This is a genomic window from Nocardia sp. NPDC050712, assembly GCF_040654295.1.
Lineage (GTDB): Bacteria > Actinomycetota > Actinomycetes > Mycobacteriales > Mycobacteriaceae > Nocardia.
Genome location: NZ_JBFAHT010000003.1, coordinates 322854 through 343828, shown reverse-complemented (window position 1 = coordinate 343828; position 20975 = coordinate 322854). Strand labels below are relative to the sequence as shown.

Sequence of the window (20975 nt, the reverse complement as noted above, 5' to 3'; positions counted from 1 at the left end):
TCAAGCGGTGGTCGGCTGGGCGGTGCTGAGTTTCTCGACGACGACGGTGGGTGCGATACGGGTGCGCAGGCAGCGATCGATCTCGCCGGCCACGGGGATGACGACGGCGGCGGACGAGGTGGCGACGGCGTCGGCCAGGATGGCGGGCCAGTCGGCTTCGCCGTGCTCGGACAGCGTCGCGATGACCGCGGCGGCGGCGGAATCACCCGCGCCGGTCGGATTTCCGGCCAGCACCTCGGGGAGTCCGGCGACCCAGGCGCCCTCGGGGGTGATGGCGATCATGCCTTCGGCGCCGCGGGTGGCGATGACGGCGCGGACGCCGCGCTCGAGCAGCGGGCGGACGGCGTGCACGACCTCGTCGGGGGTGACCGGGGCCAGGCCGGTGAGGCGTTCCAGCTCTTCGGTGTTGGGCATCAGGACCACCCCGGGGACCTCGGCGGCCAGGCGCAGCGCCTCGCCGTCGACATCGCAGATGGTCGGGACGCCGGCTTCGACGGCGATGCGGGCGATCTCGGCGGGCAGGCCGGGATCGATCCCGCCGGGTAGCGAACCGGAGATGACCAGGCCGTTGATGTCGGGCAGCAGGCCCGCGACCCGGATCGAGAGTTGCTCGGCCGCATGTGGATTGGAGACGCGGGCGCCGGGTTCCCAGAGGGCGGTGGCGGTCCCGTCGTCGGATTCGCTGATCACCACCGTGCGGCGCACCCAGGGCAGCGCGTGCACGAAATCCACGGGCATCTCCAGCTCGGCCGCGGCGGCGAACGCGTGGTCCGCGAAACCCGTTGCTCTGGCGTACTTCCCGAGCTGGTTCAACACCCTGGTGACATTGATGCCCTTGCCGCCGATGCGCTGCTCGACCGAGCGCACACGATGTGCTTGGCCGCGTTCGAAACGCTCCACACGGTAGGTCATGTCGTAGGCGGGATTCATTGTCACGGTGAGGATCACGACAACCACTGTCCACGTCTGAGCACCCGGCGCAAGTGCAGATCGGCATCGGCTATCACCAGATCGGCGAACTGCCCGGTGCGCAGGTCACCGACATCGGTCAAGCCCACTGCCGCGGCCGGCACCGAGCTGGCGGCGCGGACGGCTTCCGGCAGCGGCACCCCGCATTCGGCGACCGCCCACGACACGCATCGCAGCAGGGTGGATGTACCGCCGGCGATGGATCCGCTCGGCACCCGGGCGATGCCGTCGACCACCCGGACGGACTGCGGCCCGAGCCGGTACGCGCCGTCCGGCATGCCCGCGGCCTGCATCGCGTCTGTGATCAAAGCCACACGGCCCGGAACAGCCGCGAAAACCAGTGCGGCGAAACCGGAATCGACATGAACGCCGTCGCCGATCAGCTCCACCACCACATCGCCGGCGGCGGCGGCCACCAGCGCGGCGGCCACCGGGCCGCCGGAGCGGTGATGCAGCGGCGGCATCCCGTTGGCGAGGTGGGTGACGAGGCTGCCGAACCCGTTCGGGCGCAGTGCGGCTCGAAATACCTCGAAGACGGTGTCGGTGTGGCCGAGGGAGACGATCACGCCGCGTTCGGAGAGCTGTTGCGCCACAGCGTGATAACCGGGAAGTTCGGGGGCGATGGTCATCGCCCGCAAATGCCCGCCCGCGGCGGCCAGCAACTGCTCGGTCAGCGCGGAGTCGGGCGCGCGGAGGAATTGCGGATCTTGCGCCCCGCAGCGCGCCACCGCGAGAAAGGGCCCCTCGGCATGTATCCCGGCGATTACTCCGTCGTCGGCCAGGCCCCGCAACACCGCGGTCTGCGCGACCATGTCCGCGGGTGCGCCGGTGACCACACTCGCCACCACCGTGGTCGACCCGCGCGAGTGATGGAACCGCGCCGCCGCCTCGGCCTCGGCCGCGTCGACGGTGTCGAACCGATACCCGAACCCGCCGTGGTTGTGAATATCCACCAGCCCCGGCAGCACCGTCCCCGCGAACTCCGGTGCTATCGAATCCGGCTGCGCCGCAACCCACTCGGCGAACGGCTGCACCCCCGCGATCCGGTCCCCGGCAATGGTCACCACTCCGTCGTCGAGCACATGCGAAGCCGAAACCACCCGCCCCCGCACCTCGAACACGCTCACGCGAGTTCCCCTTGGCGGGCGAACCAGGCCGCGCCCGCCAACCCGGCGCGGGCACCGAATTCGCCGAGGACGACGCGGGGTGCGGGGACCAGGCGGAGGCGTTCGGTCAGCGCTCGGTGCAGAGGGTCGGTCAGGGCCGCTCCGGCCCCGGCCAGGCCGCCGCCGAGAATGATCAGCTCGGGGCAGGTGGCGTGGACGAGGCCGACCAGACCGGCGGCCAAGGCGTCGACGGCGTCGGCGAGGACGGCCTTCGCGTCGGCGTCGGTGTCGCGCAGCGCGAAAATCTCGGCGGCACCGGCGGTTCGGCCGGTCCGGGCGGTGTAGGCCCGGGCGATGGACGCGCCCGAGGCGACTGTTTCGACGCAGCCGATGTTGCCGCAGGCGCAGGGGAGTCCGTTGTCGTGGCGGACGGAGATGTGGCCGTATTCGCCGGTCTGGCCGATGCCGCCGCGCACCAATCTGCCGCCGACGGAGAGGGTTCCGCTGATACCGGTGCCCAGGATGACCACGCACACGTCGTCGAGCCCGCGCCCCGCGCCGTAGCGCCATTCGGCCCAGCCCGCCACGGCGACATCGTGTTCGAACAGCACCGGCATCCGCCAGCGCGCGGTGAATCGGTCACCGATGTGCACGTCGCGCCAGCCGATATTGGCGCTGAACACCGCGATCGACCGTTCGACATCGATGATGCCGGGCACCACCACCGACGCGCGCGCCACCGCGGCACGCTGCGCCGGAGTCAACTCGGCGAGGAGTTGATCACCGAGCTCGCCCATGGTCTCGAAAGCCGCCTCGCCCTGCGGTGTTTCGCGGACACCGGAGCTCAGCACCGCCCCCGAAACGTCGGTGACCTCGGCTTTCATCGTGGTGCCACCGACGTCGACGGCGAGCACCAGTGCCTCGTCGGGGACCGTGGTGGCGGTTGTCATCGGCATGGCCTGGACCATAGCGGCCGGCTCTGGCCGACGGCCGCCGCGCTGCCGGAGTTCATGGCTGGTCCGCTCACTGCTCGAGGATGATCGAGCGGTTCAGGTTGCGCGGGTGGTCGGCGTCCAGGCCGAGGTCGGCGGCCCGCAGCAGGCAGAGTTGCTGCACGCGGACCAGGTCGGCCATCGGGTCGATGTCACGGTGTTCCAGGTGGGCGCCGGTGACGGCGACGTCGTCGGCGAAGCCGGGTTCCAGGGCCCCGAAGGCCCAGACCGCGCGGCCGGGGGCGGCGATGCTGATCGGCCCGTGCCGGTACTCGGTGGCCAGGTAGCCCTCGGTCCAGGCCTGGCAGGATTCGCGGAGTTTCAGGCCCGCCTCGTCGGCGATCGAGGCCGCGAAACCCATGCCGACGAAGCTGATCTGCTCGGCATGGCGCACGGCGGCCAGTGACTTCGCCGGGTCTTCGGCGAGCACCGCGCGGGCCTGCGCGATCGCCGGGGCGAGGTCCGCGCCGAGGTGCCAGCGCAGGATGGCCAGCGTGGTGGTCGCGAATCGTGTTTGCACCACGGACTTCTCGTCGACCTCGTCGATCAGGATGGCGTCGCCCAGGCCGAGCACGGGGGTGCCGGGGCTGGAGCACACGACGGTGCGCGGAATGTGAGCGGGCACCTGTTCCATCGCGCGCACCACCTCGGTGGTGGTGCCGGAGCGGCAGATGAACAGGTAGCGGTCGTATTCGCGGCCGAGGCGCAGCTGGCTGGCGGGCCAGGCGTCGGTCAGGCCCTGCCCGGCTTCCTCGCGCAGGGCGGCGATGGCGCGGGACATGAACAGCGAGGTCCCGCAGCCGACGACGGCGACGCGTTCGCCGGGTTGCGGCAGCACAGCGCGGTATTCGGCGGCGACCGCGGCGGCGCGCGCCCAGTCGTCGGGCTGGGTGGCGACCTCGGCGGCGAGGTGCGTGGCGGGGGAGATGTCAGCGGTCGGCACAGCACCAGAATCACCCCAGATGATCGTTCATGTCAACTTTACAATCAAATCAGTCACATACGATCACCGATGGCGCTACATTATCCGCAAGACGGTGGGTTGCATCCCATCATCGGCGGTCCGGCCTGTGCCGGGTGCAAATTCGAAAGGTTCTGCTCGTGAAAAGAACATTCCGCGGAGTGCTCGCGGGAATCGCGATGTCCACCGGCCTCGCTCTAGCCGTCTCGTCCTGCGGGTTCGGTGGCGACGACAAGGCCGACTCCGATACCACCATCAACTTCCTGGCCCCCACCTACAGCGACGGTGCGAACGGCACGAAAGCCCTGTGGGACGGCATCATCGCCGAGTTCCAGAAGAAGAACCCCGACGTCACGGTGAATCTGCAGATGGAGTCCTGGGACACCATCAACGACGTGATCCGCACCAAGTTGCAGGACAAGTCGACCACCCCGGACCTGCTCAACGTCGACGCCTACGCCAGCTTCGCCGGTGACGGCATGCTGTTCCCGGCCTCCGAGATCGCCTCGCCCGCAACGCTGTCCGACATCCAGCCCGGCTTCGCGAAGAACGCCTCGCTGAACGGCACCCAGTTCGCGCTGCCGCTGTTCGCCTCCACCCGCACCCTGTTCTACAACACCGAGCTGTTCCAGCGCGCCGGTGTGGTGAACCCGCCCAAGACCTGGGACGAGCTGACCGAGGCGGCCAAGAAGATCCAGGCGCTCGGCGAGGGGATCTCCGGGTACGGCCTACCCCTGGGCAGTGAGGAGGCCCAGGGTGAGACCTCGATCTGGACCTTCGGCGCGGGCGGCAAGTGGGCCGACGGTGACAAGGTCACCGTGGACACCCCGGCCAACCTGGAGGGCGTCAAGGCGATGCGCGCGCTCATCGACGCCGGTGTGACGCAGCCGAATCCGGGCGCGACGGACCGCAAGGACGTGATCAACGCCTTCATCCAGGGCAAGATCGGCATGATCGAGGGCCTGCCGCCCACTATCGGCCAGATCCAGACCAAGAACGCGGCCCTGAAGTACTCGACCGCGCCCTCGCCGACCAAGTCCGGGTCGCCGGTCACCCTCGGCGTCGCCGATCACCTGATGGCGTTCAAGAAGGACGGCAAGAAGGCGGAGACGATCAAGAAGTTCGTCGACTTCTTCTACTCGGCCGACGTGTATTCCGGTTTCGTGCAGAAGGAAGGCTTCATCCCGATCACCAACAGCGGTGCGGCGAAGCTGGCCAGTGATCCGGTGACCAAGGCGTTCGGCGCGACCCTGCCGGTGGCGCAGTTCTACCCGAGCAACAACCCGAAGTGGGGGCCGGCCCAGGGTGCGATCCGGCAGCAGATGGGCACGATCGCGCAGGGCGCCGATCCGGCCGCGGTGCTGACCAAGATTCAGGACGCCGCGAAGTAGTCATGGTGTGTGGCGGTAGTTGCTCGGTGTGTGTGGAGGACAAGTGGTGGTGAGTCAACGTAGTTCGAGGGCGCGGCAGACGCTGGGCGCACTGCCCTGGATCGGTCCGACCCTGGTACTCATAGTCGCGATCGTCGCCTTCCCCGTCGGTTACATGCTGTGGACGAGTACCCGGGACCTGAGCCAGTACGGCCAGGACCGGGGCTCGGCCGGGCTGGGCAACTACCGCGCCCTGTTCGACATCCAGGAACTGGGATCGGTGCTGCTGCACACGGTGGTGTGGGTGGTGGCGGTCGTCGGCATCACCCTGCTGCTGTCGGCGGCCCTGGCCCAGTTCCTGAACAAGCAGTTCCCCGGCCGCACCGCGGTGCGCATGGCGATCCTGGTGCCGTGGGCGGCGTCGGTGGTGATGACCACGACGATCTTCTACTACATGCTCGATCCGGATGTCGGCATCGCGAACCGCTTCCTGGTCGACATCGGATTGCTGGATCGCGGTTACGGTTTCACCAAGCAGCCGACGCAGGCGTTCATCGTCGCCATCGTCGTCGGCGTGTTCGTCTCCATCCCGTTCACCACCTACACGATTCTGGCCGGGCTGCAAGGGATTCCGGCCGAGATCGTGGAGGCCGGCCGGGTCGACGGCGCGAGTTCGTGGCAGCGCTACTGGTATCTGCTGCTGCCGCAACTGCGTCCGGCCATCGCGGTGGCCACCATCATCAACATCATCAACGCCTTCAATTCGCTGCCGATCCTCAAGGTGCTCACCGGCAGCATCGCGGGCTTCGGCGCGGACACCACGACAACCCTGACCTTCAAGCTGATCCAGCAGAACCAGCAGCTGGACACGGCCGCCGCCATGAGCGTGCTGAATTTCGTGCTGATCATGGTGATCATCGCGATCTACGTGAAGGTGATCAAGCCGACGCGAGAGGTCGACGCGTGACGAACTCGGTAACCGAAAAGCCGGTGGCGCAGCTGGATTCGCCCGCCCCGCCGGTGGTCGAAAAGGCGCCCCGGCGGCGCTGGGGCCTGACCGCGATCGGCGTCGTCATCGCGGCGATATTCCTGCTGCCGTTCGTGGTGATGGTGCTCGGCTCGCTCAAGAGCGCCGCCGAGATGCTGCGCATCCCGCCGACGTACCTGCCGGAATCCTGGCATCCGGATAACTACGCCACCATGTGGGACACCCCGGAGACCCCGCTGCCGTTCAATCTCGCGAGCACCGTGATCATCTCGGTGTTCGCCACCGTGCTGGTGCTGGTGGTGGCCATTCCCGCCGCGTATTACACGGCGCGACGGCGTTTCCCGGGCCGCGCGGTCTTCCTCGGGCTGGTGCTGATCACCCAGATGATGCAGCCGACGGTGCTGGTGACCGGCCTGATCCGGGAGTTCTTCGCGCTCGGCATCAACGACACCTGGCTGGCCATGATCCTGGTCAACGCGGCGTTCAACCTCTCGTTCGCGGTCTGGATCCTGCACAGCTTCTTCGCCGCGGTCCCGGTGGAGATCGAGGAGGCCGCCCAGCTGGACGGGCTGAGCCGCTGGCAGATCCTGACCAAGGTGAGCCTGCCGCTGGTGTGGCCGGGCATCGTCACCGCGACCATCTTCACCGTGGTGGCCTGCTGGAACGAATTCGCCGCCAGCCTGGTGGTATTGACCACGCCGGAGAACCAGCCGCTGTCGGTGGCGCTGACCAAGTTCGTCGGACAGTACGACACCGCATGGCATTACGTGTTCGCCATCTCCACCGTCGGCATCATCCCGGTGGTCATCCTGTTCGCGCTGATCGAGAAGCGCCTCGTGGCCGGTCTCACCGCCGGCAGCGTGAAGTGATCGAGACATGTTGCCGCGCAACGGAGTAGTTGCGGTCAACTGGTTGTCCGCCCCGCTGTCAGGCCCGGTCCGCGCGGTAGCATCGATATGTGGCCGGGGACCCGAGGGCTGGACGCAACTACGCTGGACTGTCCAAGGAACAGCGGGTGGCCCAGCGCCGGACCAGGCTGATCGATGCCGCGCTGGAGCTGTTCGGCACCCAGGGGTATGCCAGCACGCCGATCGAACGGCTGTGCACGGTCGCGAATGTCTCCACCCGCAGTTTCTACGAGGACATGGGCAGTCGCGAGGTGCTGCTGATCGCGCTGGTGGAGCGCGTCTCCGCGGTCGCCCTGGCCGAGGCGATGGCCTCGCTCACCCGCAATCGTGGCGCCTCGCTGTCGGTCCGGGTGATCGATGCCTTCCGGGCCTACCTGGCGGTGACCTGCGCGGATCATCGTTCGGCCCGGGTGCTCTATGTCGAGGTGGTCGGCGTCAGCCCGGTGGTCGAGCAGTGGCGCCGCGAGCAGCGGCGGGTGCTTGCGGGCCTGCTGATCGGGGAGGCCCGGGACGCGGTCGAGCGCGGCGAGATCAAGTCCCGGCGCTTCGATCTGTTCGCCCTGGCTGTGATCGGTTCGGTGCATGCGCTGGCCCAGGAACTGGTGCAGGCCACCATGCCGGTCGGCACGGTGTCGCTCGACGAGATCTGCTCGGAGATCGCGTGTTTCGTCAACTGCGGGCTCGGCCTGGACTGAGTTCCTCGCCCGGCGGGGTCGCCGCCGCCGGGTGTGATCAGATTGTCGGCGTGGAACAGGAGATGCCAGTGCGCCGGGGCGGTAGGCGATGACCGGGCCGATCGACCGCCCACAGCGCTGGAACCGGCTGCTGGAACTGCTGGCCGAATCCGGGCGGCTGTCGGTGGAGGAGGCCGCCGAACGGCTGGGCGTGTCCCCGGCCACCGTGCGCCGCGACTTCACCGCGCTCGCCGAACAGCAACTCGCCACCCGCACGCACGGCGGTGTGGTCGCGACCACCGTCGCCTACGACCTGCCCACCCGCTACCGCCAGACCGGCGGCGAGGCCAAGCAGCGCATCGCCGAGCACGCCGCGGGCCTGGTCGAGGCGTCCTCGGTGGTCGGCATCAACGGCGGCACCACGACCACCGCGGTGGCGCGCGCGCTCGCGGGTCGGACCGATCTTGCCGAGGCGGGCGGCGATCAGCTCACCATCGTCACCAATGCCCTGAACATCGCGGGGGAGATGGTGCTGCGCCCGCATCTGCGCACCATCTGTCTCGGCGGTGTGGCGCGGCGCGAATCCTACGAGCTGCACGGCCCGCTGGCCGAGCGCGCGCTGGCCGAATTGCGCCTGGACTCTTTGATTCTCGGCGTCAACGCGATCACCGCCGACGGCGGCGCGCAGTGCCGCCACATCGACGAGGCGGGCGTCACCACCGAGATGGTGCGCCGCTCCCGGCACGTCACCGTGGTGGCCACCGCCGACAAGCTCGAGCGCACCGCACTGGCCCGGATCTGCGGCATCGAGCAGGTCGACGTGCTGGTCACCGATACCGACGCCAGCCCGGCCGCGGTCGCTGAGATCCGCGCCGCCGGTGTCCGGGTGGACCTGGTCTAACCCCGCGGCTCGGCAGCCACCGGCTCGGTGCCGCGCAGCGAGCGGGCCCAGACGGCGAAACCCCAGGCGACGAAGCCGGCGTAGACGATGTAGAGCACGGCCGAAGGGTAGTAGCCGGCCTTCAGCAGCAGCGGGACACCGACGATGTCGACCGCGATCCAGATCAACCAGAATTCGGCCAGCCCGCGCGCCATGCCATAGGTGGCCAGCACCGAGCCGGTGAAGATCCAGGCCTCGGCCCACGGACCGTAGGAGCCGAGCCACTCGAACAGCTGGGAGAAGATCGCGGTGCCGACCAGCAGCGCGGCGACCAGGAACCAGCGCTCGCGTACCGACGCCCAGCGCGGTTCGACGCCACGGTGCTCGAGCCCGGTCTCGCGGGAATGGCGGTACCACGAATACCAGCCGAACACGCTGACCGCGATGAACATCAGCTGCCGCCCGGCCTGCCCGGCCATGTTCAGCTGCTGCGGGGTATTGAAGATGCCGCCGACGAACACGGTGAACAGCAGCGCGTTGCCCGCGATGCCGACCGGCCAGGCCCACACCCGCCGCCGCATCCCGCCGACGGCCGAGGCCAGCCCGAACCCGTTGCCGATGACCTCGCGCCACAGGATCTCCGAGCCCGCGATATGGAGTTTGGCGTCGAGTAACGCGTATATCGGGTTCACCAGAGGTACAACTACCAGCACGGCCGAACCCTTCCGGCGGCGCCCGGGCGTAACGCTCGCGAAATCTGCGGCCGTCGTTACGCAATATCCGTGCAACGGGCCCCTTCTATCGTGACCGGCATGAGCACGGAAATCGGCCTCGCCGCGGAGAAGACCGATGTCCCCGGCGGCACGGGCATTCAGATCAACGGTCTGACGAAAACCTTCCGGGTCGGCCGCAAAACCGTGCAGGCCCTGGAAGCGGTCGACCTGCACACCGATCGGGGCGCGTTTCTGTCGCTGCTCGGCCCCTCCGGCTGCGGCAAGTCCACGGTGCTGCGGATTCTGGCCGGTCTGGAGCAGCCCACCGCGGGCACGGCGCTGATCGACGGGCACTCGCCCGCCGCGCTGATCGCCCGGCACGAACTGGGCATCGCCTTCCAGGATTCGGCGCTGCTGCCGTGGCGCTCGGTGGAATCCAATATCGAATTACCGTTGCAGGTCGCGGGATTGAAACCGGATCGGGAGCAGATCGCCGAACTCGTGCGGCTGGTCGGGCTGGAAGGATTCGAGAAGGCGAAACCGGCGCAATTGTCCGGCGGTATGCGACAGCGGGTTTCGATCGCCCGCGCCCTGGTGGTGCAACCCACCGTGCTGCTGCTCGACGAACCGTTCGGCGCCCTGGACGACATGACCCGGCAGAAACTCAATCTCGAACTGCTGCGGATCTGGACCGAAAAGCCCGCCACCACCCTGATGGTCACGCACGGTATCGCCGAGGCGGTGTTCCTTTCCGACGTGGTCGCCGTGATGAGCCCGCGCCCGGGCAAGGTGCTGGAATTGGTCGAGATCGACCTGCCGCGCCCCCGACTACCGGAAATGATGCGCACGCCGGAATTCCATCGGCTGCACGACTATCTGTCCGAATTGCTGTTCGGTACCGGCGGTGTCGCGTGAAGCGGCTCGGTGGTCTGCTCGGCGTGGCCGGGCTGATCGGGGTGTGGGCGCTGCTCGCGGCGTTCGGTGCGGCAGGTGGGACGATCCCGAGCCCGTGGCGGGTACTGCATACGATGTACAGCGATGGATGGGCCCTGTACGGGCCGAATTTCACGATTACCGCGCAGGGCGCGCTGCAAGGTTTCGTGTGGGGGAACGCGCTGGCCATCGGGCTCGCGATCCTGGTGCTGCTGATCCCGCCGATCGAATCGCTGGCCACGCAGCTGGCGATCCTGAGTTACTGCACGCCGTTGCTCGCGCTCGGCCCGATCATCCTGGTGGTGTTCGGCGGGCGCACCCCGACGGTGTTCCTCGCGGCGATGTACTGCTTCTTCACCACGATGGTCGGCACGGTGACGGGCCTGCGCTCGGCCGACAGCACCAGCCTGGACCTGATCCGCGCCTACGGCGGCGGCCGCTGGCAGCGGCTCTACCGGGTGCAGGTGATCTCGGCGCTGCCGAATACCTTCGCCGCCTTGAAGATCGCCGCGCCGTCCGCGGTGCTCGGGGCGATCCTCGGTGAGTACCTCGGCGGCGTCGACAGCGGTATCGGTGTCGCGCTGACCGCGGCGCAGACCGCCTACAACGTGCCCCGCACCTGGGGCATGGCGCTGGCGGCGGCCGCGCTGGCCGGGCTCGGGTATGCCCTCGTCGCCGGGCTGGCTCGCCTGGTCGCGCCGTGGACCGCACAGGAGGCACGATGAACGCGCTGCGCCGAATCGGCCGGTTCCTCTTCCCGCTGCTCACCTCGATGGTGCTGATGTTGCTCGTCTGGTACCTGTTCCTGGAGGCGTTCCCGCAGGTCGGGCCGCGAGTAGGCAAGTCGCCCAGTGACATCTGGCGGTATCTGGTCAGCGCGCCCGGCGCGGAGAACGCGCGCCGGGTACTCGGTGCCGAGTTGCAGATCACCATGCGGGACGCGGGCATCGGGTTCGCCGTCGGCATGGGTGTGGCACTGGCGGCCGCGGCGCTGTTCGTCTCGTTCCGGTCCGTCGAGCAGACCTTCCTGCCGGTGGCGATGATCCTGCGGTCGGTGCCGCTGGTGGCGCTGACCCCGATCATCGTGCTGATCTTCGGCCGCGGCCTGGGCGGTGTGACCGTGATGGCGGCGATCGTGGTGCTGTTCCCGGCGCTGGTGCTCATCATGACGGGTTTGCGCAGCGCACCCCGGCAGGCGCTGGATGTCGTTGCCGCATACGGTGGTTCGCGCTGGACCGGGCTGCGCATGGTGGCCCTGCCCGCCGCGCTGCCCGCGGTGTTCGCGGCGGCGCGGATCTCGGTGCCCGGCGCCCTGATCGGCGCGCTGATCGGGGAATGGCTCGGCAGCGGAACCGGTCTCGGGGCCGGCATCATCCGCGCCATCCCGACCTTCCAGTACAACAAACTGTGGGCCTCGATCGTGATCGTCACCGTGGTGTCGGTGGTGCTGTACGCGATCGTGGGCGTCATCGAGAACGTGGTGCTGGCCCGGTTCGGGCCCGAGGCCGGGCGGCGCTAGATTTCGCCAGGGAATAGCGAACGTCTGGAACCTGGCAGTAAAGAGCTGGAAACGCGGTCTCCCTAGATTCAGCACATGAACCCCGTGCAACGCTCCTCGTTCGGGACGGCCTTGAATCGTCGCTCCTTGTTTCGCTACTCCGCGCTGGCCGGTGCCGCGCTCGGCGGCGCCGGTTTGCTCGCCGCCTGCGGTGACGACTCCGCCGACGCTCCCGGCGGCACCACGGACGACGGCTCCAAATACGGGTCGGTCGCTGTGCAGCTGTCCTGGATCAAGAACATCGAGTTCGCCGGGGAGTACTTCGCGGACCAGCGTGGCTATTTCAAGGAGGCCGGGTTCGGCTCGGTGAACCTGATCGCCGGTGGCGCCGCGAGCACCTCGGTGGAGGCGGGCCTGGACACCGGCAAGGTGTGGCTCGGGCTGTCCGCGCCGCAGACCACCGCACCCGCGATCCTGGAGGGCCTGCCGGCCAAGATCGTCGCCACCACCTTCCAGAAGAACCCGTTCTGCATCGTCAGCTCCGCGGGCAAGCCGATCCGCTCGCCGCAGGAGATGAAGGGCCGCCGCATCGGCGTCCAGGACACCAACCAGCTGATCTTCGGCGCGCTGCTGGCGGCCAACGGCATGCAGCCCGGTGACGTCACCATCGTGCCCGCGCAGTTCGACCCGACACCGCTGGCCAACGGCGAGGTGGACGGCTGGGTCAGCTACGTCACCAACGAGCCGATCACCCTGGCCGCCAAGGGATTCGCGAACGCCAACTTCCTGTTCGCCGATTTCAACCTGCCGCTGGTGGCCGAGACGCTGACGGTGAAGCAGTCCACGATCGACTCCGAGCGGGACAAGCTGAAGGCGTTCCTGGCCGCCGAGATCAAGGGCTGGAAGGACGCGGTGGCCGATCCGGCCGAATCGGCGCGGCTGGCGGTCGAGATCTACGGCAAGGATCAGAAACTCGATATCGCCGAGCAGACCAAAGAGGCGACGGCGCAGAACGATCTGGTGGTCTCGGCCGATACCAAGGCCAACGGACTGCTGACCATGACCGAGCAACTGGTCGAGCAGAATATCGCCGCACTGCGGTCGGCGAAGATCGACATCAAGGCCGATCAGCTCTTCGACCTGTCGGTGCTGCGCGAGGTCTACGCGGAGAACCCGGGGCTGGTCTAGCCCGAAAAGCGTGCGGCGCCGAGCTACTCGGCGCCGCACTGCCGTCGGTACTACAGGGCGGTGATGAAGGCCTGTTCCGCGGTGTCGAACGCACGGTCGTCGGCGGGCGGCGCGGTGCGCGGTGAGCGGCTCTGCCCGGTGCGCCCGGACCGGGCCGCCAGCAGCTCGGCGGCGATGGACAGCGCGGTCTCCCCGGCGGTCCGCGCGCCCAGATCCAGGCCGGCGGGGGAGTGCATGGTGCCCAGGGTCTGCTCGTCGAAGCCGCCGGCGCGCAGGTCTTCCATGCGGCGCACGTGTGCGGCGTAAGTACCCGCTGCCGCAAGGTAACCCAGCTCGGGCAGGCGCAAAGCCACGGTCAGCAAGGGGATTTCGAATTTGGGGTCGCCCGAGAGGACGACTATGGCGGTGCTGGAATCGATTTCGCCCGCCGCGGAGAGCGTGTTCAGGTACCGGTGTGGCCAGTCCACCACGACCTCGGCGCCGGGGAAGGCCTCGGGGGTCGCGTAGGTCTCGCGGGAATCGCAGATGGTCACCCGGTACCCGAGTAGTCGGGCCTGGGTGGTGAGCGCGGCGGCGGTGGCGTTGGCGCCGAAGACGATCAGCCGCGGCGGCGGTGCGAAGGAGACGACGAACAGGTCCGAATCCGGCAGTGCCACCAGCTCGGTGTTGTGCCGCTTGTCGGTGACCAAATGCTGCCCGATCAGATCCGGGTCCGGGTTCCACACCACGGTGAACAGGGTGACCCGGCGGTGCGCGGCGATCTCGGCCGCGATCTTGGGAAACTCGGGAAAGTCGCGGCGGGAGAACGGTTCCACGAAGACATCGACCATGCCGCCGGTGCTGGAGCCGGTCTCGCTGGCAGGCACGCCGAAGCGGTGCATCCCGCGGGTGCCGGTGCGCACGGCCTCGACCGCGGCCTGGTGCACGGTGTGCTCGACGGTGCCGCCGAGCATCGAGCCGTAGACGGCGCCATTGGCATCCACCAGAAGCGAAGTTCCGACGGTCAGCGGCCCGGACCCCACGGTCCGAACAATGGTGGCCAAGCCCCCGGTTCGGCCGGAATGCCACACCCGCAAGAGGTCATCGACGATGTCGCGCACTGTCTAGCTCCGATCCACCCATGCGTCCGCTGCCGGGAAAACACGATCGATCCCCGTCGCCAAATCGTCGCACGTGACGCACACCATATCTGTTCGGGCGTCCGAATAGGTGTGTGCCCCGGAATATCTAACGACAACTGAAGATGTGGAGGTCCAAAGCTTGTGTAAGAGCACAGCCGAATGAATCAATGTGTCCGGACTCACAAGGGTGCGGCAACGGCCGCCCGCCCCCGGCACCGGCGCGGCGCCGGCGCGTTCCGGTGAGCGGGATGCGGCAACCATGGCAATACGGTAGTCCGCCGCATGTTGCCAATGGGTTACTACTAGCCGAAACATGGGTGCGATATGGCGAAAGGAAAAGCGCAGCGTGTGAATTCGGAATAGCGTCCCGGGAATTGTCCGCTAACCCCCGCGGGGCGGCCGGGAACGGCCGACACGCCGAAAAGTGAACTATCTCCTGTCGGCTGGCGGCGGCGGGTCTCGTATCCGATGCTGGACCGATGACAGATGAGAGCGGTCTCGCGGGATTGAACGCCCGGCCCGGGCCGGCGGCGGAGCAGGCGTTGCTTGCCTGTTGCTCGGTGCCGGAGTGGGCGCGCGCCATCGTCGCGGGCCGGCCCTATGCGAACGAGGACGAATTGTTCGCGGCCGCCGACGCCGCGCTGGCCGCGCTGCCCGAATCGGAGCTCGACCGCGCACTCGACGGGCATCCGCGGATCGGCGCGCGCACCGAATCGGCTATTTCGGCCCGCGAGCAGGCCGGCGTGGCCGATGCGGGGGACGGCGTGCGCACCGCCCTGGCCGAGGGCAACCAGGCCTACGAGGCGAAATTCGGCCATATCTACCTGGTCTGCGCGACCGGCAAGTCCGGCGCGGAACTGCTGGAGATCCTGACCACCCGGCTGGGCAACGATCCGGCGACCGAAAGGCAGGTCATGCGCACCGAATTGGCGAAGATCAACCGGATCCGGCTGGCGCGGCTGCTGGGTGGTAGCGCATGAGCGAGCTTTGCGAGCGAATCATGTGCCAGCGCGCTGTGCGCATGGCGGCGCCGAGCGTCAGCGAGGTGCCGGCATGAGCACCCTGAGTACGCATGTGCTCGACGCCGTACGCGGCGTTCCGGCGACCGGCGTCACGGTCACGCTGTACGCCGGCGTCGAGCCCGTGGCCACGGCGGTGACCGACGCCGACGGGCGGATCGGCGCGCTCGGCCCGGCGCTGGCGCCGGGCGCCTACCGACTGGTCTTCGACACCGGCGCGTACTTCGCCGCGCACCAGGTCGAAGCCTTCTTCCCCGAAGTCGCCATCGCCTTCGTGGTCGGCGACGAGCGGCACTATCACGTCCCGCTGCTGCTCTCGCCGTTCGCCTACTCCACCTACCGAGGGAGCTGACCTCATGGAACTGTCCGGCCCGATCGTGCTGTCCGACAATCGATACGGCAAAGCCGAGAACCGGATCGTGCGCGTCTACCGGGACAGCTCGCGCCACGAGATCCGCGACGTCAACGTCTCGACCGTGCTGCGCGGCGACTTCGCCGAGGCCTACACCGCCGGCGATCAGTCCAAGGTGCTCCCGACCGACACCCAGAAGCAGACCGCGTACGCCTACGCGAAACTCGCCGGGCCGCAACCGATCGAGGACTACGCCCTGGCCCTCGGCCGGCACCTCGTGGACAAGACCGGGCCGGTGGACAGCGCCCGGATCGAGGTCGAAGAGTATGCGTGGCAGCGGGTTTCGGTGGCGGGCACGCCACACGACCACACCTGGACCCGGTTGGGCCCGGAGGTGCGGACCGCGACGGTCACCGTGGCCGGCCGGGGCGCGGAGCAGCGCGCGTGGGTCATCGGCGGCGTCAAGGATCTGGTGATCCTGAAGTCGACCGGCTCGGAGTTCGTGGACTTCCTGGTCGACGAATTCACGATCCTGGAGCCGACTTCGGACCGCATGCTGGCGACTTCCCTGGTCGCGCAGTGGCGTTTCGCCGCCGCCGAGGGCATCGACTGGGACGCCGCCTACGCCGGCATCCGGCAGCGGCTGGTCGAGGTCTTCGCCACCCAGCACTCGAAAGCTTTGCAGCAGACGCTGTTCGAGATGGGCAAGGCCGCGCTGGAGGCGTATCCGTTCCTCGCCGAGGTGCGGCTCGCCGCACCCAACAAGCACCACTTCGACTTCGACCTGGGCCGTTTCGGCATCGAGAACGCGGGCGAGGTCTACCACGCCGACGATCGTCCCTACGGCCTGATCCACGCCACCGTGGCCCGCGCGGACGCGCCCGACCCGGGGCCGGCCTGGGCGGCCTGAGCTATTTCGCGCCGCCGCGCACCAGGCCGGTGCAGGCCTGAATGATGTTCTGCACCAACTCCGGCGCGGTGGTGTTCATCATGCCCGCGCGCTTGGCCAGCTGGCCGTCCAGCCAGAGCGAGGCCAGGCCGTGCGCGATGCCCCACCAGGCGACGGACACGGTGTCGGCGCGCTCCGGCTCGATCAGGCCCGCGTCCACGCAGTCGGCGACCGCGGCGGCAAGTTCGCCGAACGCGGCCTCGCCGGCGACCATGGCCGCCGGGTGTTTGTCGGGCTCGGACAGTTCCGGGCGGAACATCAGCCGGAAGTATGCGGGCTGTTCGCGGGAGAACCGGACGTAGGCCTCGGCGAGCGCGGTGAGCGCCGCGAGGGGTGAGTCGGCGGACGCGCGCGCCGCGGCGAGGTCCGCGCCGAGCCGCTCGAAGCCGTTGGCGGACAGGACCGCGAGCAAAGCGGCCCGATCAGCGAAGTGGTGGTAGGGCGCGGCCGTGCTGACACCGGCCTCCCGGGCCACCCGGCGCAGGCTCACGGCGCCGATGCCCTCGGTTTCGATCAGGCGCAAGCAGGCCGCTATCAGCGCGTCCCGCAGGGCGCCGTGGTGGTAGCTGGTCCGCGTCACCATCCGAGCCTAGGCGACGACCCCTGGACGCTCAATCTAAACGGTGCTTAAATTATCTAAGCGGCGCTCAGATGCAGCGCGCTGGACGGGATGGAAATCATGAGCACACGTGTATTGGTCACCGGCGCAACAGGATTCGTCGCCGGTCACGTCATCGACGAGCTACTCGAACACGGCTACGCGGTCCGCGCGACGGTGCGCGACCTGGACGCGGCAGACAAGCGGGCACACCTGGTGCGGGCGGCCGAACGTACCGGCGGCGAGCTGGAATTCGTCGCGGCGGATCTGGGCCGGGACGCCGGCTGGGCGGCGGCGGTCGCCGGCTGCGCGGCGGTGCTGCACGTCGCCTCGCCGTTCCCCGCCACGCCACCCGCCGACGAACAGGATCTGATCGGCCCGGCCGTTGAGGGCACCCTGCGGGTGCTGCGCGCGGCCGCCGCGACCGGCAGCGTGCGCCGGGTCGTGCTCACCTCCTCGATCGCGGCCATCACGCACGGTCACGACGTGCACGATGTGGTCCGCACCGAGGCCGACTGGTCGGTGCCGGAGAAGAGCGCGGCGTATCAGAAGAGCAAGACCCTCGCCGAGCGCGCCGCCTGGGATTTCGTCGCGGCCCTGCCCGCGGGTGAGCGCTTGGAGCTGGTCGCGGTCAATCCGGGCATGATCCTCGGCCCGGTGCAGTCCGCGACGGCCACCAGCACCTCGCACGAACCGGTGCGCATGCTGCTGTCCCGCGCCGTCCCGGGGTCACCGCGGGTCGGCTGGGCCACGGTCGACGTGCGTGACCTCGCGGTGCTGCACCGCCTGGCGATGGAGACGCCCGCCGCCGCGGGCAATCGCTATGTGGCCGCGGGCGCGCACCTCTGGATGCGCGACCTGGGCCGCACCCTCGCCACCGAATTCGGCCCGCGCGGCTACCGCGTCCCGACCCGGGTCCTGCCGGACCTGCTGGTGCGCGCGATCGCGCTGTTCGACAAGACCGTCCGTCTCACCGTGCCCACCCTCGGCATCGAGGAACTGCTCAGCTCGGAAAAGGCGCACCGTGAACTGGGCTGGACCATGCGCCCGGCCCGCGGGTCGCTGCTGGACACCGCGGAAAGCCTGATCCAGCACGGCATCGTGGCCGCCCCGCGCGGTGCCGCCGCGCCGGTCCCGGCCGCCGCGACGAGCGCGTAGGAGACCCGGAGATGTTGCTAGCCACGATCATCGTCAGCACGCTCGCCTTCCTGCGCCGCCGGCGCACCCGGCCCGCCGGCGACGACTCGGCCGTCCGCGCGCCGCGTGCGGGTCTCCGCGCCGTCCTGCGACGGCCCGTGCCCGTCCTCGCCGGTGCCGCGGCGCTGGCCTTCGCCGGTGCCGGTGGCAGCGTGCTGATGCAGTGCTGAGCACGCGGACCTGTGCACATCTGTGCACAGGTCGACCGGGCGGCCGGGCCGGGAACCGGGGCCGGGGGATGGGTCGCCCCCGATCCCGTGAAGACCATCCGGAATGCTTGCGGGGTACGGCCGGGCCGGTCGCCGATTCCGGCGGCCCGGATCCGGCGCGCCATGCGAGAAGGAGAGCCAGGGTGACGTCCACACGGTTGCCGGAGAATGTCCGGGCCAGAATCGAGTCGATGCTCGATTCCGTCGACGCCGAACTGAACGCCCATTACCCCGGCCCGGACGGTCGTGACCAGCCGATCCACACGGCCTACATCGGCGCCGACCGGGCGACGATCCAGACGCCGCAGGAGTGGGGTGCGGCTGCTGTCGAGTTGCTCGACGCGCAGCAGGCCCTGCTGGCCGATCTCGACTCCACCGGCTCGCTCGCCGCCGTGCGGGCCCGGCTGGAGCAGGAGCCGATCCAGGACCTGCGGATCGACTTCGAGGACGGCTACGGCTTCCGCAGCGACGCCGAAGAGGACGCCGCGGCCACCAACGCGGGCACCGTGCTGGCGGCCTGGGGCAAGAACGCCGCACCCGGCAGCTTCGGCATCCGGATGAAGGGCCTGGCGGGCAACGAGCGCCGCCGCGCCCTGCGCACCCTGGACCTGGTGCTGGAGGGTATGGGCGGGGTGCCCGAGGGCTTCGTGTTCACGGTGCCCAAGATCCGCTCCACCGGGCAGGCGGCCGCGCTGGCCGCCCTGTGCGAGGGCATCGAGCGCGGCTCCGGCCTGGCCGAGGGCACACTGCGGTTCGAACTGCAGATCGAGAGCCCGCAGGCCATCATCGCCGCCGACGGCACCGCCCCGATCGCCAAGATGATCGCCGCGTCCGGTGGCCGGTGCAGCGCCCTGCACTTCGGCACCTACGACTACACCGCGGCCTGCGGCGTCGCGGCCACCGACCAGGCGCTGGACCACCCGGCCGCCGACTTCGCCAAGTCGGTGATGCAGGTGGCCGCCGCGCAGACCGGCGTGTGGATCTGCGACGGCTCCACCCAGATCGTGCCCGACGGCGACCCCGAATTCGCCATCCGCAACCACCACCGGCTGGTCGGCCGGGCCCTGACCCGCGGCTACTACCAGGGCTGGGACATGCACCCGGCGCACCTGGTGACCCGCTGGCTGGCGACCTACGACTTCTTCCGCAAGGCTATCGACGTGGCCGTCCCGCGGTTGGAGGCCTACCTGGACCGCCGTTCCGGTGGCGTCATGGACGAGCCGGCGACGGCCGAAGCCCTGGCCGCCACCGTGCTGCGCGGTCTGAGCTGTGGGGCACGCACCGCCGCGGAACTGCCCGCGCAGCTGACCTCCGAGGTGCTGCGCGCCCTGGTGGAACGCCGCCCCCTGTCCTGACAAGCACGACCCGGAAGGCACGATGAGCGAACTATCCGATTTCACCCTGCTGCCGGATCTCGCGGTCCGCCCGCTCGGCGGCTCCGTGATCTGGGCGAACGACGAATTCTTCGCGGAGAAGGAGAATTTGATCAACCCGGGTCCGGCCGACTACCGGCCCTCGACCTTCGGTCACAAGGGCCAGGTATACGACGGCTGGGAAACCCGCAGGCACCGCGGCAAACCCGGTGACGACAGCGCCATCGTCCGGCTCGGCGTGCCGGGTGTGATCCGCGGCGTCGTCGTCGACACCGCCTGGTTCAAGGGCAACTACCCGCCCGCGATCTCGGTGTCCGCCTTGGAGATCGAGGGCTATCCGTCGGCCGCGGAGATCGCCGAGCGCACGGACTGGGTCACCCTGATCGACGGTGGCCCGGTGGCCGGCGACAGCCAGAACCCCTTCCGGGTCGACAGCGAAAGCCGGTGGACCCACGTCAAACTCACCATGCATCCGGACGGCGGCGTGGCCCGCCTGCGGGTGCACGGCGAGGGCCGCCCGGACCAGAAGCTGCTGGGCCTGGGCCCGGTCGACCTGGCGGCGCTGGAAAACGGCGCCCTGGTCCTGGACTGCTCCAACCGCTTCTACAGCGCGCCGAATCAGATGCTCTACCCCGGCCTGGCCCGGGAAATGGGCGACGGCTGGGAAACCGCGCGCCGCCGCGACGACGGAAACGACTGGGTGCGCATCCGTTTGGCGGGACCGGGCCTGATCCGGCTGGCCGAGATCGACACCTCCTACTTCCTCGGCAACAGCCCCGGCGCGGCCAGGCTGACCGGCACCACCAACGACGGCACCGAGGTGGAGCTGTTGCCGCGCACGGACTTACAGCCCGACACCCGGCATCGATTCCCGATCGCCGCGATGGCGGCCTCGGTCGAAGAGGTCCGCCTCGACGTCTACCCCGACGGCGGCCTCGCCCGGCTGCGGCTCTACGGGGAGCTCGGCGCGTGAGTGA

The 20975-nt window shown here is 69.1% G+C and carries 23 protein-coding genes; 16 read left to right on the top strand and 7 right to left on the bottom strand.

Annotated elements, in window-relative coordinates; all coding sequences use genetic code 11:
* The 4 genes from AB0H76_RS22040 to AB0H76_RS22025 all read right to left on the bottom strand — a co-directional run bounded on the left by AB0H76_RS22040 (nt 1) and on the right by AB0H76_RS22025 (nt 4010).
* Complete coding sequence (locus tag AB0H76_RS22040) at nt 1-948, bottom strand: 1-phosphofructokinase (protein ID WP_357326957.1); 948 nt, start codon at nt 946-948, stop codon at nt 1-3.
* The gene (locus tag AB0H76_RS22035; protein WP_357326955.1) at nt 945-2096 is read right to left on the bottom strand and encodes an amidohydrolase family protein; all 1152 of its coding nucleotides are present in this window, start codon (nt 2094-2096) and stop codon (nt 945-947) included. The genes AB0H76_RS22040 and AB0H76_RS22035 overlap by 4 nt, the downstream gene beginning before the upstream one ends.
* A complete protein-coding gene (locus AB0H76_RS22030; protein ID WP_357326953.1) occupies nt 2093-3031 on the bottom strand; it encodes an ROK family protein in 939 nt (312 codons plus the stop codon). The genes AB0H76_RS22035 and AB0H76_RS22030 overlap by 4 nt, the downstream gene beginning before the upstream one ends.
* 67 nt (nt 3032-3098) lie before the next feature.
* Complete coding sequence (locus tag AB0H76_RS22025) at nt 3099-4010, bottom strand: sugar isomerase (protein WP_357326950.1); 912 nt, start codon at nt 4008-4010, stop codon at nt 3099-3101.
* Between the two features lie 158 nt (nt 4011-4168).
* On the opposite strand from AB0H76_RS22025, the gene AB0H76_RS22020 reads away from it, so the two are divergent.
* The 5 genes from AB0H76_RS22020 to AB0H76_RS22000 all read left to right on the top strand — a co-directional run bounded on the left by AB0H76_RS22020 (nt 4169) and on the right by AB0H76_RS22000 (nt 8869).
* Nucleotides 4169-5419, top strand: coding sequence for an extracellular solute-binding protein (locus tag AB0H76_RS22020; protein ID WP_357326947.1), 1251 nt, complete (start codon nt 4169-4171; stop codon nt 5417-5419).
* A 49-nt stretch (nt 5420-5468) separates the two neighbouring features.
* A complete protein-coding gene (locus AB0H76_RS22015) occupies nt 5469-6365 on the top strand; it encodes a sugar ABC transporter permease (RefSeq protein WP_357326944.1) in 897 nt (298 codons plus the stop codon).
* Nucleotides 6362-7255 carry a carbohydrate ABC transporter permease gene (locus tag AB0H76_RS22010; RefSeq protein ID WP_357326941.1) on the top strand — a complete coding sequence of 298 codons (894 nt, stop codon included), beginning with the start codon at nt 6362-6364 and terminating at the stop codon, nt 7253-7255. The genes AB0H76_RS22015 and AB0H76_RS22010 overlap by 4 nt, the downstream gene beginning before the upstream one ends.
* A gap of 89 nt (nt 7256-7344) precedes the next feature.
* Nucleotides 7345-7989 carry a TetR/AcrR family transcriptional regulator gene (locus AB0H76_RS22005; protein ID WP_357326938.1) on the top strand — a complete coding sequence of 215 codons (645 nt, stop codon included), beginning with the start codon at nt 7345-7347 and terminating at the stop codon, nt 7987-7989.
* Between the two features lie 88 nt (nt 7990-8077).
* Nucleotides 8078-8869: a DeoR/GlpR family DNA-binding transcription regulator gene (locus AB0H76_RS22000; protein WP_357326935.1), complete on the top strand. Its 792-nt coding sequence runs from the start codon at nt 8078-8080 to the stop codon at nt 8867-8869.
* Here the strand turns inward: AB0H76_RS22000 and pnuC are convergent.
* A complete protein-coding gene (pnuC, locus tag AB0H76_RS21995) occupies nt 8866-9540 on the bottom strand; it encodes a nicotinamide riboside transporter PnuC (protein ID WP_357329808.1) in 675 nt (224 codons plus the stop codon). The genes AB0H76_RS22000 and pnuC overlap by 4 nt on opposite strands.
* Nucleotides 9541-9660: 120 nt before the next feature.
* Here pnuC and AB0H76_RS21990 point away from each other — a divergent pair, with 120 nt between their 5' ends.
* From AB0H76_RS21990 to AB0H76_RS21975, 4 genes are all read left to right on the top strand, one after another.
* Entirely contained in the window at nt 9661-10476 is an 816-nt protein-coding gene (locus AB0H76_RS21990; protein WP_357326932.1) for an ABC transporter ATP-binding protein, read from the top strand.
* Nucleotides 10473-11219 (top strand): ABC transporter permease subunit, encoded by a 747-nt coding sequence (locus AB0H76_RS21985; RefSeq protein WP_357326930.1) that lies wholly within the window; start codon nt 10473-10475, stop codon nt 11217-11219. Before AB0H76_RS21990 ends, AB0H76_RS21985 begins: the two co-directional genes overlap by 4 nt.
* On the top strand, nt 11216-12013 hold the full coding sequence (locus AB0H76_RS21980) for an ABC transporter permease subunit (protein WP_357326928.1): 798 nt from the start codon (nt 11216-11218) through the stop codon (nt 12011-12013). Before AB0H76_RS21985 ends, AB0H76_RS21980 begins: the two co-directional genes overlap by 4 nt.
* A 75-nt stretch (nt 12014-12088) precedes the next feature.
* Entirely contained in the window at nt 12089-13180 is a 1092-nt protein-coding gene (locus tag AB0H76_RS21975) for an ABC transporter substrate-binding protein (protein WP_357326925.1), read from the top strand.
* A 50-nt stretch (nt 13181-13230) separates the two neighbouring features.
* Here the strand turns inward: AB0H76_RS21975 and AB0H76_RS21970 are convergent, their stop codons facing one another.
* Nucleotides 13231-14250: an XdhC family protein gene (locus tag AB0H76_RS21970; RefSeq protein WP_357329806.1), complete on the bottom strand. Its 1020-nt coding sequence runs from the start codon at nt 14248-14250 to the stop codon at nt 13231-13233.
* Nucleotides 14251-14780: 530 nt separating this feature from the next.
* On the opposite strand from AB0H76_RS21970, the gene uraD reads away from it, so the two are divergent.
* From uraD to pucL, 3 genes are all read left to right on the top strand, one after another.
* Nucleotides 14781-15281 (top strand): 2-oxo-4-hydroxy-4-carboxy-5-ureidoimidazoline decarboxylase, encoded by a 501-nt coding sequence (gene uraD / locus AB0H76_RS21965; protein ID WP_357326922.1) that lies wholly within the window; start codon nt 14781-14783, stop codon nt 15279-15281.
* 73 nt (nt 15282-15354) lie between these two features.
* Nucleotides 15355-15672 carry a hydroxyisourate hydrolase gene (uraH, locus tag AB0H76_RS21960; RefSeq protein ID WP_357326919.1) on the top strand — a complete coding sequence of 106 codons (318 nt, stop codon included), beginning with the start codon at nt 15355-15357 and terminating at the stop codon, nt 15670-15672.
* Nucleotides 15673-15676: 4 nt separating this feature from the next.
* On the top strand, nt 15677-16582 hold the full coding sequence (pucL, locus tag AB0H76_RS21955) for a factor-independent urate hydroxylase (RefSeq protein WP_357326916.1): 906 nt from the start codon (nt 15677-15679) through the stop codon (nt 16580-16582).
* 1 nt (nt 16583) lies between these two features.
* Here the strand turns inward: pucL and AB0H76_RS21950 are convergent, their stop codons facing one another.
* Nucleotides 16584-17204 carry a TetR/AcrR family transcriptional regulator gene (locus AB0H76_RS21950; RefSeq protein ID WP_357326913.1) on the bottom strand — a complete coding sequence of 207 codons (621 nt, stop codon included), beginning with the start codon at nt 17202-17204 and terminating at the stop codon, nt 16584-16586.
* 96 nt (nt 17205-17300) lie between these two features.
* On the opposite strand from AB0H76_RS21950, the gene AB0H76_RS21945 reads away from it, so the two are divergent.
* The 4 genes from AB0H76_RS21945 (at nt 17301) to alc (ending at nt 20971) form a co-directional block, all read left to right on the top strand.
* Nucleotides 17301-18377 carry an NAD-dependent epimerase/dehydratase family protein gene (locus AB0H76_RS21945; RefSeq protein WP_357326910.1) on the top strand — a complete coding sequence of 359 codons (1077 nt, stop codon included), beginning with the start codon at nt 17301-17303 and terminating at the stop codon, nt 18375-18377.
* An 11-nt stretch (nt 18378-18388) separates the two neighbouring features.
* Nucleotides 18389-18586 carry a hypothetical protein gene (locus tag AB0H76_RS21940; RefSeq protein ID WP_357326907.1) on the top strand — a complete coding sequence of 66 codons (198 nt, stop codon included), beginning with the start codon at nt 18389-18391 and terminating at the stop codon, nt 18584-18586.
* A 182-nt stretch (nt 18587-18768) separates the two neighbouring features.
* Nucleotides 18769-19980 carry an aldolase/citrate lyase family protein gene (locus AB0H76_RS21935; RefSeq protein ID WP_357326905.1) on the top strand — a complete coding sequence of 404 codons (1212 nt, stop codon included), beginning with the start codon at nt 18769-18771 and terminating at the stop codon, nt 19978-19980.
* Between the two features lie 22 nt (nt 19981-20002).
* Nucleotides 20003-20971, top strand: coding sequence for an allantoicase (alc, locus tag AB0H76_RS21930; protein WP_357326902.1), 969 nt, complete (start codon nt 20003-20005; stop codon nt 20969-20971).
* The last annotated feature ends 4 nt before the right edge of the window (nt 20972-20975 follow it).

Bases quoted from the DNA above. Each gene is read 5' to 3' on its own strand.
- AB0H76_RS22030 (WP_357326953.1), bottom strand. From the start codon at position 3,031: ATGCCGATGACAACCGCCACCACGGTCCCCGACGAGGCACTGGTGCTC.
- AB0H76_RS22000 (WP_357326935.1), top strand. From the start codon at position 8,078: ATGACCGGGCCGATCGACCGCCCACAGCGCTGGAACCGGCTGCTGGAA.
- AB0H76_RS21990 (WP_357326932.1), top strand. From the start codon at position 9,661: ATGAGCACGGAAATCGGCCTCGCCGCGGAGAAGACCGATGTCCCCGGC.
- AB0H76_RS21980 (WP_357326928.1), top strand. From the start codon at position 11,216: ATGAACGCGCTGCGCCGAATCGGCCGGTTCCTCTTCCCGCTGCTCACC.
- AB0H76_RS21975 (WP_357326925.1), top strand. From the start codon at position 12,089: ATGAACCCCGTGCAACGCTCCTCGTTCGGGACGGCCTTGAATCGTCGC.
- uraD (WP_357326922.1), top strand. From the start codon at position 14,781: ATGACAGATGAGAGCGGTCTCGCGGGATTGAACGCCCGGCCCGGGCCG.
- uraH (WP_357326919.1), top strand. From the start codon at position 15,355: ATGAGCACCCTGAGTACGCATGTGCTCGACGCCGTACGCGGCGTTCCG.
- pucL (WP_357326916.1), top strand. From the start codon at position 15,677: ATGGAACTGTCCGGCCCGATCGTGCTGTCCGACAATCGATACGGCAAA.
- AB0H76_RS21950 (WP_357326913.1), bottom strand. From the start codon at position 17,204: ATGGTGACGCGGACCAGCTACCACCACGGCGCCCTGCGGGACGCGCTG.
- AB0H76_RS21945 (WP_357326910.1), top strand. From the start codon at position 17,301: ATGAGCACACGTGTATTGGTCACCGGCGCAACAGGATTCGTCGCCGGT.
- AB0H76_RS21940 (WP_357326907.1), top strand. From the start codon at position 18,389: ATGTTGCTAGCCACGATCATCGTCAGCACGCTCGCCTTCCTGCGCCGC.
- alc (WP_357326902.1), top strand. From the start codon at position 20,003: ATGAGCGAACTATCCGATTTCACCCTGCTGCCGGATCTCGCGGTCCGC.